17 protein-coding genes are annotated in these 16,845 nt (G+C 73.3%); 7 read left to right on the forward strand and 10 right to left on the reverse strand.

Annotated elements, in window-relative coordinates; all coding sequences use genetic code 11:
- The first annotated feature begins 23 nt into the window (after positions 1–23).
- On the forward strand, positions 24–893 hold the full coding sequence (locus tag VGP36_10800) for a PAC2 family protein (protein ID HEV7655199.1): 870 nt from the start codon (positions 24–26) through the stop codon (positions 891–893).
- A gap of 104 nt (positions 894–997) precedes the next feature.
- The gene (locus VGP36_10805) at positions 998–1,240 is read left to right on the forward strand and encodes a hypothetical protein (GenBank protein ID HEV7655200.1); all 243 of its coding nucleotides are present in this window, start codon (positions 998–1,000) and stop codon (positions 1,238–1,240) included.
- Between the two features lie 203 nt (positions 1,241–1,443).
- On the opposite strand, the gene VGP36_10810 is transcribed toward VGP36_10805, so the two are convergent.
- From VGP36_10810 to VGP36_10840, 7 genes are all read right to left on the reverse strand, one after another.
- Positions 1,444–2,205, reverse strand: coding sequence for a methyltransferase domain-containing protein (locus VGP36_10810; protein HEV7655201.1), 762 nt, complete (start codon positions 2,203–2,205; stop codon positions 1,444–1,446).
- Positions 2,202–3,428, reverse strand: coding sequence for a cysteine--1-D-myo-inosityl 2-amino-2-deoxy-alpha-D-glucopyranoside ligase (gene mshC / locus VGP36_10815; protein ID HEV7655202.1), 1,227 nt, complete (start codon positions 3,426–3,428; stop codon positions 2,202–2,204). The genes VGP36_10810 and mshC overlap by 4 nt, the downstream gene beginning before the upstream one ends.
- Before the next feature lie 10 nt (positions 3,429–3,438).
- Positions 3,439–4,047, reverse strand: a complete 609-nt coding sequence (locus VGP36_10820; GenBank protein ID HEV7655203.1) for a uridine kinase — start codon at positions 4,045–4,047, stop codon at positions 3,439–3,441.
- A gap of 113 nt (positions 4,048–4,160) precedes the next feature.
- Positions 4,161–4,499, reverse strand: a complete 339-nt coding sequence (locus tag VGP36_10825) for a hypothetical protein (GenBank protein HEV7655204.1) — start codon at positions 4,497–4,499, stop codon at positions 4,161–4,163.
- 47 nt (positions 4,500–4,546) lie between these two features.
- Positions 4,547–5,281, reverse strand: a complete 735-nt coding sequence (locus VGP36_10830; protein HEV7655205.1) for an SCO1664 family protein — start codon at positions 5,279–5,281, stop codon at positions 4,547–4,549.
- A gap of 84 nt (positions 5,282–5,365) precedes the next feature.
- A complete protein-coding gene (locus VGP36_10835; GenBank protein ID HEV7655206.1) occupies positions 5,366–5,929 on the reverse strand; it encodes a DUF3090 domain-containing protein in 564 nt (187 codons plus the stop codon).
- 25 nt (positions 5,930–5,954) lie between these two features.
- The gene (locus VGP36_10840) at positions 5,955–6,659 is read right to left on the reverse strand and encodes an MSMEG_4193 family putative phosphomutase (GenBank protein ID HEV7655207.1); all 705 of its coding nucleotides are present in this window, start codon (positions 6,657–6,659) and stop codon (positions 5,955–5,957) included.
- 49 nt (positions 6,660–6,708) lie between these two features.
- Between VGP36_10840 and VGP36_10845 the strand changes: the two genes are divergently transcribed.
- Entirely contained in the window at positions 6,709–7,695 is a 987-nt protein-coding gene (locus tag VGP36_10845; GenBank protein HEV7655208.1) for a cation diffusion facilitator family transporter, read from the forward strand.
- Here VGP36_10845 and VGP36_10850 read toward each other — a convergent pair.
- The 3 genes from VGP36_10850 to VGP36_10860 are packed head-to-tail and all read right to left on the reverse strand — an operon-like array spanning position 7,629 to position 9,667.
- A complete protein-coding gene (locus VGP36_10850) occupies positions 7,629–8,465 on the reverse strand; it encodes an undecaprenyl-diphosphate phosphatase (protein ID HEV7655209.1) in 837 nt (278 codons plus the stop codon). The two genes, VGP36_10845 and VGP36_10850, sit on opposite strands and share 67 nt — an antisense overlap.
- Positions 8,462–9,502, reverse strand: a complete 1,041-nt coding sequence (locus VGP36_10855) for an LLM class F420-dependent oxidoreductase (GenBank protein HEV7655210.1) — start codon at positions 9,500–9,502, stop codon at positions 8,462–8,464. The genes VGP36_10850 and VGP36_10855 overlap by 4 nt, the downstream gene beginning before the upstream one ends.
- A 9-nt stretch (positions 9,503–9,511) precedes the next feature.
- Positions 9,512–9,667 carry a hypothetical protein gene (locus tag VGP36_10860; GenBank protein ID HEV7655211.1) on the reverse strand — a complete coding sequence of 52 codons (156 nt, stop codon included), beginning with the start codon at positions 9,665–9,667 and terminating at the stop codon, positions 9,512–9,514.
- A gap of 70 nt (positions 9,668–9,737) precedes the next feature.
- Between VGP36_10860 and VGP36_10865 the strand changes: the two genes are divergently transcribed.
- From VGP36_10865 to VGP36_10880, 4 genes are all read left to right on the forward strand, one after another.
- Positions 9,738–10,706: an aldo/keto reductase gene (locus VGP36_10865; protein ID HEV7655212.1), complete on the forward strand. Its 969-nt coding sequence runs from the start codon at positions 9,738–9,740 to the stop codon at positions 10,704–10,706.
- A 347-nt stretch (positions 10,707–11,053) separates the two neighbouring features.
- The gene (locus VGP36_10870) at positions 11,054–12,343 is read left to right on the forward strand and encodes a glycosyltransferase (GenBank protein ID HEV7655213.1); all 1,290 of its coding nucleotides are present in this window, start codon (positions 11,054–11,056) and stop codon (positions 12,341–12,343) included.
- A gap of 158 nt (positions 12,344–12,501) precedes the next feature.
- Positions 12,502–15,693, forward strand: a complete 3,192-nt coding sequence (locus tag VGP36_10875; protein HEV7655214.1) for a right-handed parallel beta-helix repeat-containing protein — start codon at positions 12,502–12,504, stop codon at positions 15,691–15,693.
- Entirely contained in the window at positions 15,690–16,820 is a 1,131-nt protein-coding gene (locus tag VGP36_10880; GenBank protein HEV7655215.1) for a right-handed parallel beta-helix repeat-containing protein, read from the forward strand. Before VGP36_10875 ends, VGP36_10880 begins: the two co-directional genes overlap by 4 nt.
- The last annotated feature ends 25 nt before the right edge of the window (positions 16,821–16,845 follow it).

Raw genomic sequence — 16,845 nt, forward strand, 5'->3', positions numbered from 1 at the left:
GGCTCCGGTCGTAGGCTTGCCACGTGACAGAGTTCGAGGACTTCCCTGAGCTGACCGACCCTGTGCTGGTCGGCGCGTTCGAGGGGTGGAACGATGCCGGCGACGGCGCCACCTCCGGAGTGGAGCACCTCGAGCTGATCTGGGACGCCAAGCCGCTGGCCGCGATCGACCCCGACGACTACTACGACTTCCAGGTCAATCGACCGACAGTCTCCCTGGTAGACGGCGTGTCGAGGCGCGTGGAGTGGCCGACGACCCGGTTCTCGGTGTGCCGCCCGCCGGGCTCGGACAACGACGTCGTGCTCATGCGCGGGGTCGAGCCCAACATGCGCTGGCGGGGCTTCACCGAGGAGATCCTCGACGTGATCCGCGAGCTGGGCGTGCACACGGTCGTGCTGCTCGGCGCGCTGCTCTCCGACACGCCGCACACCCGTCCGACCCCCGTCACCGGCACGTCGTACGACCTGGCTTCGGCCGAGCGCTGGGGTCTGGAGCACAGCCGGTACGAGGGACCGACCGGAATACTGGGCATCCTGCAAGACGCCTGCGTGCGTGCCGGCATCCCGGCGATCTCGTTCTGGGCTGCGATCCCCCACTACGTGTCGCAACCACCCAACCCGAAGGCGACGCTCGCGCTGCTGCATCGGGTCGAGGAGGTCCTCGACGTCGAGGTCCCGTTGGCGAACCTGCCCGAGCAGGCCGATGAGTGGCAGAAGCTCGTCGACGAGATGGCGAACGAGGACGACGACGTCACCGAGTACGTGCGGACGCTCGAAGAGCGCGACAGCGACAGCGAGATGCCGCAGGCCAGCGGCGACGCGATCGCGAAGGACTTCGAGCGCTACCTGCGCCGGCGGCAGCCCCCGGGGAAATCCGGCGGCGCCGGTAGCTGACTTTCTGTTTCCAGCCGTACACGATTTCGCTCCACAGGGTTACAAACGTCCGGTGATCTGTGACACTCCGCTGTCGTCGTTTTGTGGCGACTGCGGAGAAGGACGTGATCATCGTGTTCAACGGTCTGCTTGGGATCATCGTCGTGGTGATCGTGGGCGGGTATCTGGTCTCCGGGTTCCTGCACCCCTTCAAGCCCTGCCGGGCCTGCAGTGGGACGGGAATCCACCGCGGGACCGTGTTCAAGAGCGCCACCCGGGCGTGCGCGAGCTGCGGCGGGAAGGGACGGTTCCGCCGCGCCGGCGCGCCGGCCCAGGGACAGGCGTTCGGCGAAACCCGCCGCCGCTGATCCCCGGCGGCTGATTGCTCCGGCCGGCGACAGACCCCGAGGTGCGCCCCCACCCGCCGGGACGCTCGGCCGGGTTCTGATGCTGGCCCCGGCGCCTCGGGCCGCCGCCCCGCCCGGCTGGGCCGCTCCGGCCGGCGTCCAGCGCGCCTCGACCCGGACGATCTCAGCCGGGCGTGGTCGGGTGCGCGGTCCGGCGCGGCAGGTCAGGGGTGGGTGAAGGCCAGGACTGAGGGGCCGGGTCCGGGGCGTACGCGGTCCTGGTCGGGGAGGGCGCGGATGCGAGCCAGCGCGGCCGGCATCTCGCGGGCCCAGAGGTCGTCGTCGATCGACCAGGTCCAGGCCATCTGGCGGCGCTCGATCGAGTCGGCGGCGTTGGCCGGGGTCACCGGACGGCCGGGCTCCTCCCGTCGGCCGAGGAACCGGAAGCCGGCCGCGGCGGCCAGTTCCCGCACCAGGTCGGGGTCGTCCGGCCGGCTGGTCACGCCGAACTGCTCGTTGATCCGGTCGAGCTCGTCGTGCACGTCGTCGTGCACCGGGCTCTTCAGGAACGCGGTGGCGACGAGTACGCCGCCGGGGCGCAGCACCCGGGCCACCTCGGCGAGCGCGCCGGGGATGCCGGCGACCAGGTGCAGGACGTGGATCATGCAGACCGCGCCGACCGACGCGGTGCCGACCGGCAGCCGCATGGCGTCGCCGGCCGCGAGCCGGCCCGGGATCCGCTCCCGGGCCACCGCGAGCATCGGCAGCGACAGGTCGACCCCGACCGGCGGCCGGCCCAGCTCGGCCAGCCCGGCCGCGACGAGCCCGGTCCCGACGCCGATCTCCAGCAGCGGGCCGTCCGCCGGCAGGAACTCCGCCAGCACGCCGGCGAGCCGCCGCCCGCGTTCCACCCCGCCCCGGGTCGCGTCGTACGACTCCGCGATCCGATCGAACGCGACCGACTCCCCGGCCGCGGATGAGCTCACAGGGCGATGCCGAGGAGGGCGTCGGCCAGCGCGCGGATCAGCTCCGGCGCCCCCTCCGACGACCCGCCGCGGGTGAGCGCCTCGTCGGCCCAGCGGTCGACGGCTGCCAGCGCGGCGGGCGTGTCGAGGTCGTCGGCGAGCCGTTCGCGGACGCGGTCCAGCACCGGCTCGGCCGGCGGCCCGGCCGGCAGCGCGACCGCGGCCCGCCAGCGGGCCAGCCGTTCCTGCCCGGCCGAGAGCGTTGCCGGGAACCACTCCCGGTTGTCCCGGTAGTGCCCGGACAGCAGCCCGAGCCGGATCGCCATCGGGTCGGTGCCGGTCTCCCGCAGCCGCGAGACCAGCACGAGGTTGCCGAGCGACTTGGACATCTTCCGGCCGTCGAGCGCGATCATCGCGGCGTGCACGTACGACCGGGCGAACGGCCACTCCCCCGTCGCCACCTCCGCGTGCGCCGCGGACATCTCGTGGTGCGGGAAGGCCAGGTCGCTGCCGCCGCCCTGCAGGTCGAAGGAGAACCCCAGCCGGCCGAGCGCGATCGCCGCGCACTCGACGTGCCAGCCCGGGCGCCCCGGGCCGAGCGGCGAGTCCCAGGACGGCTCGCCGTCGCGGCGGGCCCGCCAGAGCACCGGGTCCAGCGGGTCCTTCTTGCCGGCCCGGTCCGGGTCGCCGCCGCGCTCGGCCGACAGCGCCCGCATCGTCGGCACGTCCAGCCGGGACTCGTAGCCGAACCGCGGCGCCGAGCCGACGGAGAAGTAGACGTCCTCGTCGACGTGGTACGCGGCACCCTGGTCGAGCAGCGTCCGCACCAGCGGCACGATCTCCGGGATCGCCTCCACCGCGCCGATGTAGTGGTCCGGCGGCAGCACCCGCAGCGCGGTCATGTCGGCCCGGAAGAGCTCGGTCTGCTGCCGGGCCAGCTCGGTCCAGTCGACCCCGTCGCGCTGCGCCCGCTCCAGCAGCGGGTCGTCGACGTCGGTGACGTTCTGCACGTAGAGCACGCCGTGGCCGGCGTCCCGCCAGACCCGCTGGACCTGGTCGAAGGCCAGGTACGTGGCCGCGTGCCCGAGGTGGGTGGCGTCGTAGGGCGTGATGCCGCAGACGTACATCCGGGCGGTCTCGCCGGGCGCGGTCGGCCGCACCTCGCCGGTCGCGGTGTCGTGCAGCCGCAGCGGGTGACCCTTGCCCGGGAGCCGCGGGACATGCGGGCCGGACCAGGACTCCATGCCTGCCAGCCTACTCAGCGGGGGTGATCACCCGCGGGGCGGCAAGGTCGGAATTGTCCAGCCTCAGCGTGGCGCGGGCGGCCGGGTCGCAGGCCGCGGCGTAGATCCGCTGGGCCTCGGCGTACCGGTCGGTCGCGGTCGGGGGCGGACCGTCGCGAGCGTGTAGCCGAGCCAGCGAAACGGCTAAGTCGACATGCAGGTAGACCGAGAATTCCCAGTACGCCGCCAGCTCGTCCCGGTGCAGGAACATGCCGTCGACGACGAGCACGGTGCCGGGCGCCGGGAGCACCGGCGCGAGGTCCAGCGCCGCGTCGGTCCGGACGTCGTGCACGGCGGTACGCACCGGCTCCCCGGCCGCGAACGGCACCAGGAGGTCGCCGGCGAACCGCGAGAGGTCGAACGCGTCGAGCCAGTAGCCGAGGCCCGAGTCCCGGCCGCGCCGGTAGCGCTCCGCCCGCGGGCGGTGGAACCCGTCCCCCGACGCCCGCAGCACCGGCCGGCCGAGCGCGGTCAACGCGGCGCCGAGCTCGTCGCCGAACTCGGTCTTGCCGGCCCCGTCCCGCCCGTCGATCCCGACCCGCACCCGCCCCGCCGGCACCCGCCGCGCGATCTCTGCCACCAACGCTGCGCGAGCCCGCCCGCCGGCCGCCGCCACTCGCTCGCCGGCCGCAGGCTCGGACGCCGCGCCGGCGGGAGCGCCGGCGGGAGGGGTGGCGGGAGGGGTGGCGCGGCTCAGGTGCCGGCCGCCGGGACCCAGCGGCCGGGTGTGGAGCGGATCGCCCGCGCCAGCCGCGGCATCGGCGCCAGCGTCGAGTGCCCGCGCCGGCAGCGCAGGTCGAAGATCAGCTCCTCGAGGTTGCGCTGCACGAACTCGATCCGGTCCCGCATGCTGTCCCACTGCTCGAGTTGCTTCAGCAGCACGGCCCCGGCGGTGGGCTGCAGCCTCCGGCCGTCCGGGGCGGTCAGCTCCAGGCTCCCCGACAGCGGCCGGTACGCCGCCGCCGCCAGGATGTCCCCGCAGGCGGGGCAGGTCACCTGCTTGTCGATCTCCCGCCGTACGGCCAAGCGCATGCCGAAAGCCTAGGTCGCGCTGTTCACCGGCGCAGCACGATTAGGTCTCAGAACGGTGGCCAGGGGATGGCGGGCCAGTCCCCCGACGGCTCGGGATAGCGGCGGTCCCGCAGCAGCCGGTCGACCCGGCGCCGCACCGCGACGACCTCGCGCCGGGTCAGCAGCGCCGACAGCCCGTCGTCCAGCGTGCCCTCCAGCAGCGCCCGGAACTCCGACAGCGCGTCGACGGCCTCCTCCGGAAGCGGGTCGCCGGCCCAGGACCACAGCACCGTCCGGAGCTTGTCCTGCTGGTGGAAGGACACCCCGTGGTCCACGCCGTACACGTGCCCGCCGACCATCGGGATCAGGTGGCCGCCCTTGCGGTCGGCGTTGTTGACGACCGCGTCGAAGAGCACCATCCGGCGCAGCGGGGGCAGGTCGTCGCGTACGAGCCGGGTCAGGTCGACGGTCTCGTCGCCGTCCATCCAGAGCTGGACCATGCCCTCGCCGTACGGGCCGTCGCGCAGGATGGTCGGCGGCACCACGTTCCAGCCCAGCGCGGTCGAGACGACGTACGCGGCGACCTCGCGCCCGGCCAGCGTCCCGTCCGGGAAGTCCCAGAGCGGCCGCTCGCCCCGGACCGGCTTGTAGACGCAAGCGGTGGTGACGCCGTCGCCGGTCAGCGCGCAGTAGAGCGTGGTGTTGCTCGCGTCGACCAGGCGGCCCTCGATGGACATCTCGCCGGTCCGCAGCAGCTCCAGCGCCTCGGACACGTCGAGCGTCACGGGTTGGTCGTCGGCCACGACTCCAGTCTGCCGGGTCCGTGTTTCACCCGCCGCCCCAGACCAGCCGGATCAGGGTCCCGGAGGCGGCCAGGGTGGGACGGATCAGGCCGCGGAGGCGCGGCGGTATCCGTTCTGCCGCGGGCAGATGTGCCCGTTCGCGTCCAGCGGCAGCCCGCACAGCGGGCACGGCGGCCGGCCGGCCGACACGACGCGGCGGGCCCGCTCCACGAACGCCCGGGCCTCGGCCGAGGTGATCCGGACCCGGAGCACGTCCGGCCCCTCCTCGACGTCCTCGAGGATGGTGGACTCGTCGGCGGGCTCGTCCCCGGCGGCCTGGGCCTCGACCACGACCAGCTCCGCGTCGCCGTCCCAGGCCAGCCCCATCGCGCCGACCCGGAACTCCTCGTCGACGGGAGTGTCCAGCGGCTCGTTGTCGTCCCCGGGCGCCGCCGCCTCCGCGACCGCTACGCCGAGGCGCCGCTGGACCTCGCCCAGCAGCTCCTCCAGCCGGTCGGCCAGCAGCGAGACCTGTACCTTCTCCAGCGACACGCTCACGGTCCGGCCGGAGCCGGAAGCCTGCAGGAAGAAGGTGCGGTCGCCGGGCTGGCCCACGGTCCCGGCGACGAACCGGGCAGGGCGATCGAAGAGGTGAACCTGTCGTGGCATCGACACAACAGTCTACTCCGGGTGATCAGCCGGGTCCCGCGCCGCCGCCGACCACGGCGTCCGCGGAGGCCTTCTTCCGGCGCCGCTTCTTCGGCGGCGGCAGCAGCGCGGCGACGTCTCCCCCGGTGTCGTTCACCCGCAGCACGAACGGCCTGGTCTCGGTGTAGCGGACCACCGAGACCGAGCACGGGTCGACCACGATCCGCTGGAAGAGGTCGAGGTGCAGGCCGAGCGCGTCGGCCAGCAGCGACTTGATGATGTCGCCGTGGCTGCAGGCCACCCAGACCGCGTCCGGGCCCGCCGCGGCGGTGATCCGGGCGTCCCACTCCCGGACCGCGGCGACGGCCCGGGCCTGCGCGGCGGCCAGCGGCTCGCCCTCGCTGCCGGGGAACACGGCCGCCGACGGGTGCGCCTGCACGACCCGCCACATCGGCTCCTTGGCCAGCTCCTTCAGCGGCCGCCCGGTCCAGTCGCCGTAGCGGACCTCCGCCAGCCGCGGCTCGACCCGCGCCTCGACCGCACGGCCGGACAGGATCGCGGCGGCCGTCTCGGCGCAGCGCTCCAGCGGGCTGGTGACCACCGCGGCCAGCGGCACCGGGGCCAGCCGGGCCGCCACCGCCGCGGCCTGGGCCCGGCCGCGTTCGTCGAGGTGGACGCCCGGCGTGTGGCCGGCCAGCACCGGCCCGGTCATCGCGGTCAGCCCGTGCCGGACGAACAGGACGGTGGACACGGCGTCACTCTAGAGTGCTGATCCGCGTCGACCGGGGTAGGCAATCCTCGTGGCCGAGGACGAGAGCACCGGGACCGTCATCACGGCGCTGGTCGCCAACCTGGCCATCGCGGTGGCGAAGATCACCGCCGGGCTGATCGGCGGCTCGTCCGCGATGCTGGCCGAGGGTGCGCACTCGGTCGCCGACACGACCAACCAGGTCTTCCTGCTGACCTCGCTGCGGCTGTCCCGCAAGGCTCCGGACGACGCCCACCCCTTCGGCTACGGCAAGGAGCGGTTCTTCTGGTCGCTGCTGGCGGCGGTCGGGATCTTCGTCTCCGGTGCGGTCTTCTCCATCTACGAGGGCGTGCACGGGTTGCTCTCGGGCGAGTCCGAGGTGGCCGGCTACCTGCTGTCGTACGGGGTGCTGTTCGTCTCCTTCCTGGCCGAGGGCACCTCCTGGCTCAAGGCCGTCCGGCAGCTGCGCGGTGAGGCCGGGCAGGCCGGGCGCGGGTTGCTGGAGCACGTCCGGCTGTCCTCCGACCCGACCGTGAAGACGGTGTTCTCCGAGGACACCGCCGCGCTGGTCGGCCTGGTGCTGGCCGCCGCCGGGCTGGCCCTGCACCAGGTGACCGGCCAGGCGTTCTGGGACGCGACCGCGGCGATCGCGATCGGCGTCCTGCTGGCCGTGGTCGCGTACGTGCTGGGTCGCGACACCAAGGAGATGCTCATCGGCGAGTCCGCCCCCGCGCCCGTCCGGGAGGGGATCCGAGCCGCGCTGGCCGGGCATCCCGAGGTGGAGCGGGTGGTCGAGGTCCGGACCATGCTGCTCGGCCCGGAGAGCCTGCTGGTCGCGGCTCGGCTGGACATGGACGACGCGCTCGGCGCGGCCGACGTCGAGGACCGCACCGACGAGATCGCGTCCGACCTGCAGGAGCGGTTCCCGCAGGTGCGCGAGGTCTACCTGGACGTCACGTCCCGGGACGGGACTCAGGTGGCCGAGACGGCTCCGGACGCGAGCAGCGCCAGCAGCACGACCCCGAGGGCGACCCGGTAGATGATGAACGACGTGTACGTGTGCCGCGCGACGAAGCGCAGCAGCCAGGCCACCGAGAAGTAGGCGACGACGAAGCTGACCACGGTCGCCACCGCCGTGGCCGGCCAGCCGACCCCGGTGGAGATGTCGCCGGCCGCGGTCACCCCCTGCAGCACCCCGGCCGCGGTCAGCGCCGGCACCGAGAGCATGAACGACAGGCGGGTCACCGCGACCCGGTCGATCCCGCGCAGCAGGCCGGCCGTCATCGTCGCCCCGGACCGGGACACGCCCGGCACCAGCGCCAGGCACTGGGCCAGCCCGACGATGAGCGTGTCCTTCCAGGTGATGTCGTTCTCGTGGCGTTTCTGGCTGCCGGTGCGGTCCGCGTAGAGCATCGGCCCGCTCCAGATGATCAACGCGGTGCCGACGAACCAGAGGCTGCGGAACGTGGTCTCGATCTGGTCCTGGAACAGCAGCCCGGCGATCCCGATCGGGATCGAGCCGAGCACCACGGCCCAGCCGAACTTCCAGTCCGGGTCGGCCCGCCAGCCCTGCCGGAACAGCCCGCGGATGATCGCGAACACGATCCGGCGGAACTCGTCGCGCAGGTAGATCAGCGTGGCCAGCACCGCGCCGGTCTGGATGATCGCGGTGAACGCGGTTACGTCCAGCGCGTCGACCTGGTAGCCGAGCAGTCGCTCCAGGATCGTCAGGTGGCCCGTGCTGGACACGGGCAGGAACTCGGTGAGGCCCTCGACGACGCCGAAGAGGACCGCGGAGACGAGGTTCACGCGAGCCCGGCGCGCTCGACGGCGCCGACCAGGGCGCGCAGCGCGTCGATCCGCTGCTCCACGGTCTCCCCGTACGGCGCGGCCGAGACCGTCGTGACGCCCGCCTCGGCCAGCTCGACCAGCCGGTCGGCGATCCGTTCCTCCGGTCCCAGCAGCGAGGTCCGGTCCACGAACTCGTACGGGACCGCCACGGCCGCCTCCCGGTGCTTGCGGTCCAGGTACAGGTCCTGGACCTCGCGGGCCTGCGCCTCGAAGCCCATCCGGCGGGCGATGTTGTTGTAGAAGTTCTTCTCCCGCGAGCCCATGCCGCCGACGTAGAGGGCGGCGTAGCCGCGCACGGGGTCGGCGCAGCGCTCCGGGTCGGGCCCGACCGAGAGCGGGACGGTCGGCACCACGTCGAAGTCCTCCAGGGTGTGCCCGGGTCGGCCGGCCTTCAGCGGCTCGAGGAAGTCGGCGGCCCGCTCGGCGGCGAAGAACAGCAGCAGCGCGCCGTCGGCGATCTCGCCGGCCAGCTCCAGGTTCCTGGGCCCCACCGCGGCCAGATAGACCGGCACGTCCGCGCGGATGGGGTGGATGATCATCTTCAGTGCCTTGCCGGGTCCGTCGGGCAGCGGCAACGTGTAGTGCTCGCCGTCGTACGCGAGCGTCTCCCGGCGCAGCGCCTTACGGACGATCTCGACGTACTCGCGGGTGCGGCCGAGCGGCTTGTCGAAGCGCACCCCGTGCCAGCCCTCGGAGACCTGCGGGCCGGACACCCCGAGGCCGAGCCGGAACCGGCCGCCGGACAGGGCATCGAGGGTGGCCGCGGTCATCGCGGTCATGGCCGGTGTCCGGGCCGGGATCTGCATGACCGCGCTGCCGATGTCCACCCGCCCGGTCTTCGCGGCCAGGTAGCCGAGCACGGAGACGACGTCGGAGCCCCAGGCCTCGGCGGCCCAGACGACGGCGAACCCGAGCCGATCGGCCTCCTCGGCCAGGGCCAGGTTGGCCTCGTCGTTCCCGCCGCCCCAGTAGCCGAGGTTCAGTCCCAGACGCACCGCCAGACCCTAGGGCATGTCTCTCAACTGGCTGGCGGCGCCGGTGACGCTCGGACGACGACCGGCCGCGTTGGCGAAGCCGACCGATACGACGCCGGTATCGGCCGACTCCGCCGCCTTGCCCTGCGCCGCCCGCGCGAAGCGCCCTGGCAGCTGGGACGCCACCGCCAGCCACCGCCAGCCACGAGACAGCCCTGGCGGGACAGTCCGTGCACGCACGGTAGGTTGCCCGCTCATGGAGCAGCGCCCGGTCGGCCGCAGCGGCCTGGTCGTGTCCCGGCTGGGTCTCGGCACGGCCACCTGGGGACGCGACACCGATCCCGACGACGCCGCCGCGCAGCTGGTCGCCTTCCGGGAGGCCGGCGGCACCCTGCTCGACATCGGCCCCTGGTACGTCTGCGAGCAGGCCGAGCCGCTCATCGGCCGGCTGCTGCAGGACGTGGTCCCGCGCGACGAGCTGGTGCTGGCGGTGAAGTCCGGCGGGCCGATCGGCCCGGGCGCGGCCGCTCGCGGGCTGTCCCGCGGCGGCCTGCTGTCCGCGCTGGACAACTCGATGATGCGGCTGGGCGTGGACTCGGTCGACCTCTGGCAGCTGCACGGCTGGGACGAGCGGGTCCCGATGGAGGAGGTCCTCTCCGCGGTCGACGTGGCCGTGACCAGCGGCCGGGCCCGGTACGCGGGCGTGTCCAACCTGCCCGGCTGGCGCACCGCGGCGGCCGCGGCCTGGCAGCGGGCCTGGCCGGCCCGGGCCCCGCTCTCGGCCACCCAGGTCGAGTACTCGCTGCTGGAGCGGGGCGTGGAGCGCGAGGTGCTGCCGGCCTGCGACTGGGCCGGGCTGGGCGTGCTGGCGTACTCGCCGCTGGGGCGCGGGGTGCTGACCGGCAAGTACCGGCACGGGGTGCCCTCGGACTCGCGGGCCGCCTCCCCGCACCTGCGCGACTTCGTCGGCCACCACCTGACCGACGCCGCGGCCCGGATCGTCGAGGCGGTCGCGACCGCGGCCGAGGGGCTCGGCACCTCCCCGCTGGCGGTCTCGCTGGCCTGGGTCCGGGACCGGGCCGGGGTGAGCTCCTCGATCCTCGGCGCGCGGACGGTCGGGCAGCTCTCGGGATCGCTCGCCGCGGACGCCACGGTTCTGCCGGCGGAGATCCGGCACGCCCTCGACGACGTCTCCGCTACCCCGTTCGCCTATCCAGAGCGTTAGGGAGCTAGCCCACTTGCATCCGTGCACGGCCGCGCCCGGATCTATTTCCGACTTCTGAAGTCGGATACCGAGCGGAGCTATGAAGCCTACTTCCGAGTACGTCGAGTACACGAAACACGATAGCAATAGCGCAGCCGGGTGACCAGGGCCACACTAGCGAGCCATTCCGCCTACATAGAGTGACTATCACTCGACCCGCGGCCACGGTCCGTGGCGAATTTGGACAATCCCGGTAAACGGTTCGTTAACGAAGGCGCGGAGTCGTTCCGCCGGACGCGTTTGTGCGGCACGGTCTTGCTCGTCTGCAAGGTCCGTTGACGGACAAAAACGGGTGGGGGGAAGTGACGGTGTCGACCGTCCAAGATGTGCTGTCCGCCGTGAACCGGTGGTTCGCCGAGACCCTCGGCAACGGCGGGTGGAAGGAAATGATGCCGCTCGGCATCGCCGGGATCGTGGTCTGGTCCCTCTGGATCTACCGGGCCGTGATGTCCCGGTTCGCCAAGCCGGTCGTGAACGACTTCCGCACCACCACCTCGGTGGTCGTGCCCTCGTTCCGCGAGGACCCGGACATCCTGCTGCGCTGCCTGCGCAGCTGGCTGGTGCAGGAGCCGTCCGAGGTCCTCATCGTGCTCGACGTCGAGGACACCGAGTGCGCGGCCCGGCTGGCGACCGTACGCAGCCCGCTGCTGAAGGTGATCCGCTACCGGCACTCCGGCAAGCGCTCGGCCCTGGGCGTCGGCATCCGGGCCGCCCGCGGCGAGATCATCGTCTTCGCCGACTCAGACACGGCCTGGAAGCCCGGCCTGCTCGACGCCGTGCAGATGCCGTTCGTCGACCCGCAGGTCGGCGCCGTCGGCACCCAGCAGAACGTCTACCAGCGCCGCACCAGCGTCTGGCGCCGGCTCGCGGACTGGCTGGTCAACCTGCGCTACAGCGACTACGTGCCGGCGATGGGCCGCAAGGGCGGGGTGATCTGCGTGTCCGGCCGGACCGCGGCGTACCGCCGGGCGGCGATCCTGCCGGTGGTGCAGAACCTGGAGAACGAGTTCTTCCTCGGCCGGCGCTGCGTCGCCGGCGACGACGGCCGGATGACCTGGCTGGTGCTCGCCTCCGGTTACAAGACGGTCCACCAGTCGAGCGCCCAGGCGCTGTCGATGTTCCCGGACTCGTTCCGGGCGTTCGTGAAGCAGCGGGTGCGCTGGAGCCGCAACTCCTACCGCTGCTACCTGACCGCGCTCTGGAAGGGCTGGCTCTGGCGGGCGCCGCGGATCAGCCAGCTGACCGTGCTGCAGATCCTGCTCACCCCGGTGACGATGGCGCTGACGCTGGCCTACCTGCTGTTCAGCCGGCTGCAGTTCACGCCGACCGGGATCGGCCTGGCCGTCGGCTGGATGCTGCTCGGCCGGGGCATCCGGGGCTACTCCCACCTGCGCAAGCACCCTGGAGAGATCATCCTGCTGCCGCTGACCGCGCTGATCGTGATCATGATCGCGCTGCCGATCAAGCTGTACGCGTTCGTCACCATGAACAAGCAGGGCTGGCTCACCCGCTCCTCCGACTCCGTCGGCGGCGAGGGCCAGACCGCGGGCACCCTCAACCAGCAGGGCCGCTTCGGCGCGCAACCGGAGGTGGCCTGATGAAGCACCGTTCCCACTCCGCGCCTCCGGCGCGGGAGACGGCGCCGGGAATTGCGGCGGCCGGGACTCCGGCGGCCGGGACTCCGGCGGCCGGGACTCCGGCGGCCGGAGCTGCGGCGGCCGGAACTGCGGCGGCCGGAACTGCGGCGGAGACGCCGGTGCGCAGGTTCCGGGTGCACAGGAGGCGGTCGAAGGTGCTGGCGCTGGCGGTCGCCGGCGGCACGCTGGCGGCGGCTGTCGTCGGGGTCGCGCTGGCCGGTCCGGGTGGGGCCGGCGCCGCTCCCGCGGCCGGGGCCGACGCCGAGTCGGCCAACCAGGCCGCGCTGGTGGCGGCGGAGGACCGGCGGCTGATCGAGATCCGCTCGGTCGCCGCGGTGGCGCCGCTGCGCGGCGGCACCGAGTACTCCAAGCCGTACCGGCTGACCACGGGGTCGGGCTACACCCTGGTGCTGACCTCGCGGTCGGCGCCGTACACGGTCAAGGACCTGCTCACGCTGGCGCCGCAGACGTTCGTCCGGCAGAGCGACGGGTCGTACCTGCTGCTGGAGAACCTCTACCTGAACGCCGGGGCGAAGCTCACGCTGTCCAACCCGGGCGGGCTCACGATCCGGATGGCCAGTGCCAGCACCGGCTACGTCTCGATCGTGTCCTTCGGCGGCGCGCTCGCCTTCGTCGGCACCGAGCAGCAGCCGGTCACGGTCACCAGCTGGGACCCGCGGACGAAGACGCCGGACACCACGGTCAAGGACGGGCGGGCGTACATCCGCTCGGTCGGCGGCCAGTTCCGGTCCGAGTACCTGCAGGCCTCGAACCTCGGGTTCTGGAGCGGCCGTACCGGCGGGGTCAGCCTCACCGGCACCGACCGCCCGGACACCGGCTCCACCGAGGGGCCGGAGTCCCACCAGACCAAGACCGAGCGGCACGCCGGCGCGGACAGCCGGGCCGAGGGCAACGCCGGGCCGGCCCAGCCGGACCAGACCCCGGCCGCGGGTGACGTCTACGCCCAGCCCTCGGGCAACCTGAGCACCCCGGACACCCGTTTCGGCACCGCGGACCAGTCGTTCGTGTCGGCGAAGATCAGCCACACGACGCTGTCCGGCAACGCGTACGGGTTGTTCATCTCCAGCGCGGACGGCATCGAGGTCAGCGACTCCGAGGTCGACCACAGCCTGATCGACGGCGTGATCCTGCACCGCTTCGCCTCGAACGGGATCCTGGAGCGGATCACCTCCAGCGACAACGCCGGCGACGGGTTCGTGCTGGCCCGCGCGACCCAGGAGATCCGCATCTCCGGCGCGGTGGCGAAGAACAACGGCAACAACGGGATCTCGCTGACCGGCCGGGCGCTGGCCGAGGGGCCGTCGCCGTCCGGCGAGACCGTCGGCGAGTACGGCAACAACTCCGTCGCCAACAGCACCTTCGAGAACAACAAGCGCTACGGCATCGAGGTCGACGGCGGTGACAACGTCGGGCTGCAGAACAACGAGGTCCGCGGCGGCGACATGGGCATCGTCGTGCGGCGCGGGGCCCAGCAGGTGTCGGTGGTCGGCAACCAGGTCTCCGGGCAGGTCCGGCAGGGCATCTCGGTGCGGGACGCGGTCGTGAACGCGACCGTCACCGGCAACACCGTGGAGAGCTCGCCGCTGGGCATCTACCTGCGCGACTCGTCCGCGACCATCCGCGGCAACACCATCGACCGGGTCACCAGCCACGGCGTGACGGCGGTGGGCGACGTCACGGGCGCGCAGGTCGCGTTCAACACCGTGTCCGGGACGGGGCCGACGCCGGTCGACACCGCCCGCTCGCACGGCAAGATCAAGGTCGAGAAGAACCAGACCGACGCCTGGCACGACACCCGCTCGTTCTGGATCCGGCTGCGGCACGCGGCCAAGCCGATGACGCTGCTCTGGCTGGGCGTCGTGCTGCTGGTGCTGTTCTCCGCGGTCCGGGCCCGCAAGCTCGGGGCGCGCGGGACGATCCGGCACCCGTACGAGAAGCAGCGGCTGCTCGACACGACGGACAAGGGGCAGCTGCTGCGGGCGGCGCCGGCCCGACAGCGCGAACCCGCGCTCGTCGGGGCCGGGGCCTCCGCCCCGGGCTGGGACTCGACCGGCATCGACCAGGACACCCAGATGCTCTCGGTGGGTGCCCGGCAGGCCGCGTCCGCGCCGGGTCGGCGGTCGGCTGACCGTGTGGTGGCGGACCGTTCCGGGGCGGACGCGTCCGCCCCGGGCCGGCGGTCCGGCGATCGGGCCGATGCCGATTCGTCGGTGCCGGCGCGGCGGTCCGTCGATCGGGCGGTGGCGAGTGGTCCCGATTCCTCGGTGCCGGGGCGGCGGTCCGTCGATCGGGCGGTGGCGGACCGGCCGCCGGTCACCGGCCGGGCGGACGCCCGTCCGGGGCTTGATGGTGACCGGGTGACCGGGGACCTGGCGGGGCGGCCCGGTGGGGCTGCGCGCGCTGGTGCGGATCGGGCTCCGGCGATGGATGCTCGGTCCGTGGACCCGCGGCCGGTGACGAACGCGCTGCCCGCGGTCGCGCCGCGGCCGGCTCCGCTGCCGCCGGTCGACGTGCGGCCGCCCGGCGGGGTCGAGGCGCGGCCGACCTGGTCGCGCCCGGAGCCGGCGCCGGAGTGGAAGCCGCGCTACGAGCGCACGGGTGCCGACCCGGCCGCCGGACCGGTGGACCGGTCGGTCGGCCGCCCGGCCGACCGCCTCTCGGACCTGCTCGCCGAGCGCCCCGGCGCCCGGCGCAGCGCCGAGCCGCAGCCGGACCTGGGACCCGGCCGTCCCGGCGCGCGGCGGGCGACCGACTCGCAGCCGGACCTGTTCGGGGCGGGGCGGACCAGTGACCCGTCGCCCGAGCGGCTGTCGGACCTGCTGGCCGAGCGGCCGGTCACCCGGAGGGAGGACCGGACCGAGTGGCTGCCGCGGACGGGTGGCGCGCTGCCGGCGCCGTCCTCGGACGCGCCGAACCTGGTGATCGGGCGGACCGGCGAGCCCGGCCCGGCGCACCCGTCCAACGGTCTCGGTATCCCGGCGGCGAGCCCGTCGAACGGCGCCGGCCGGTCCGGGCACCCGTCAAGTGGATCCGGCCTGTCCGGGCATTCGTCAGATGGATCCGGCCTGTCCGGGCACCCGTCAGATGGATCCGGCCTGTCCGGTCATCCGTCGAACGGCGCCGGCCTGCCGGTGCACCCGTCGAACGGGCACGGTCTGCCGCCGTACGAGGAGGACGCGACCACCACGCTGCGGCGGCCGGAGCCGGCGTACCACGAGGACGCGACGACCGTGCTCCCCCGCCCGCGCCGGTCGGCCGAGGACGGGCCGTGGCAGGAGGAGCGGCCGTGAGGCGTACCGCAGCTGTGGCCGCGCTCGCCGTGGTCGCCCTGGCTGTCGCCGGGTGCGGTGGTTCCGACGACGGCAGCTCCGCCGCGGGGACCCCGACGCCGTCCGGGGACGCCTCCCTGGGCGTGTCCGGCGGGGTCGCCGGGCCGTCCGCCAGCCCGACCAAGAAGAAGGACAAGGGCGACGACGAGTCCACTTCCCCCGTCCCCGACGCGCCGGCGGCCCCGCCGCCGGACCCGGGCCCGGTGAAGTGCCCGGGCGCCACGGTGACGGTCTCCAGCGCCGACGACCTGACCACGGCGCTGGAGAACGCGCAGCCGGGCGACAGCATCGCGCTGGCCGACGGCACGTACACCGGCAAGTTCGTGACGACGAAGTCCGGCACCCAATCGGCGCCGATCTTCCTCTGCGGCGGCTCCGGCGCGGTGATCGACGGCGGCGGCGTCAAGGAGGGCTACGGCTTCCACCTCGACGGCGCGAGCTGGTGGCGGCTGGTCGGCTTCTCCGTCCAGAACGCGCAGAAGGGCGTCGTCGCCGACAAGTCCCAGCACTCGATCATCCAGGGCCTGACCGTGCACGACATCGGCGACGAGGGCATCCACCTGCGGGCGTTCTCCTCGGACAACCTCGTCGTCGGCAACACCGTGCACGACACCGGCAAGCGGCGGGAGAAGTTCGGCGAGGGGATCTACGTCGGGTCGGCCGTCTCGAACTGGCCGACCTACTCCCAGGGCGGGCCGGACCGCAGCGACCGCAACGTCGTACGCGGCAACTCGATCTCCGCGACCACCGCCGAGTCCGTCGACATCAAGGAGGGCACCAGCAGCGGCGTCCTGGTCGGCAACGTCTTCGACGGCTCGGCGCTGACCGACGAGGGCGGCGACTCCTGGGTCGACGTCAAGGGCAACAGCTGGCTGATCGAGGACAACCGGGGCTCGAACTCGCCGGTCGACGGGTTCCAGACCCACAACGTCGCCGACGGCTGGGGCACCGGCAACGTGTTCAAGGGCAACACCGCCACCGGCGTCAAGGACTACGGCATCGCGCTCAAGCCGGTGCTGGGCAACAAGGTCGCCTGCGACAACAAGGCGTCCGGCGGCAAGGGCCTGGCCAACGTGACCTGCGCCTGACCCCGGTACGCCCCGCAGCTGCCGT

This window comes from Mycobacteriales bacterium (genome assembly GCA_035995165.1).
In the GTDB taxonomy this organism is placed as follows: Bacteria; Actinomycetota; Actinomycetes; order Mycobacteriales; family CADCTP01; genus CADCTP01.

Excerpts from the sequence above, each read along its gene's own strand:
- mshC (HEV7655202.1), bottom strand. The coding sequence starts at position 3,428 with ATGGAGTCCTGGTCCGGCCCGCATGTCCCGCGGCTCCCGGGCAAGGGT.
- VGP36_10825 (HEV7655204.1), bottom strand. The coding sequence starts at position 4,499 with ATGCGCTTGGCCGTACGGCGGGAGATCGACAAGCAGGTGACCTGCCCC.
- VGP36_10835 (HEV7655206.1), bottom strand. The coding sequence starts at position 5,929 with ATGCCACGACAGGTTCACCTCTTCGATCGCCCTGCCCGGTTCGTCGCC.
- VGP36_10865 (HEV7655212.1), top strand. The coding sequence starts at position 9,738 with ATGGAGCAGCGCCCGGTCGGCCGCAGCGGCCTGGTCGTGTCCCGGCTG.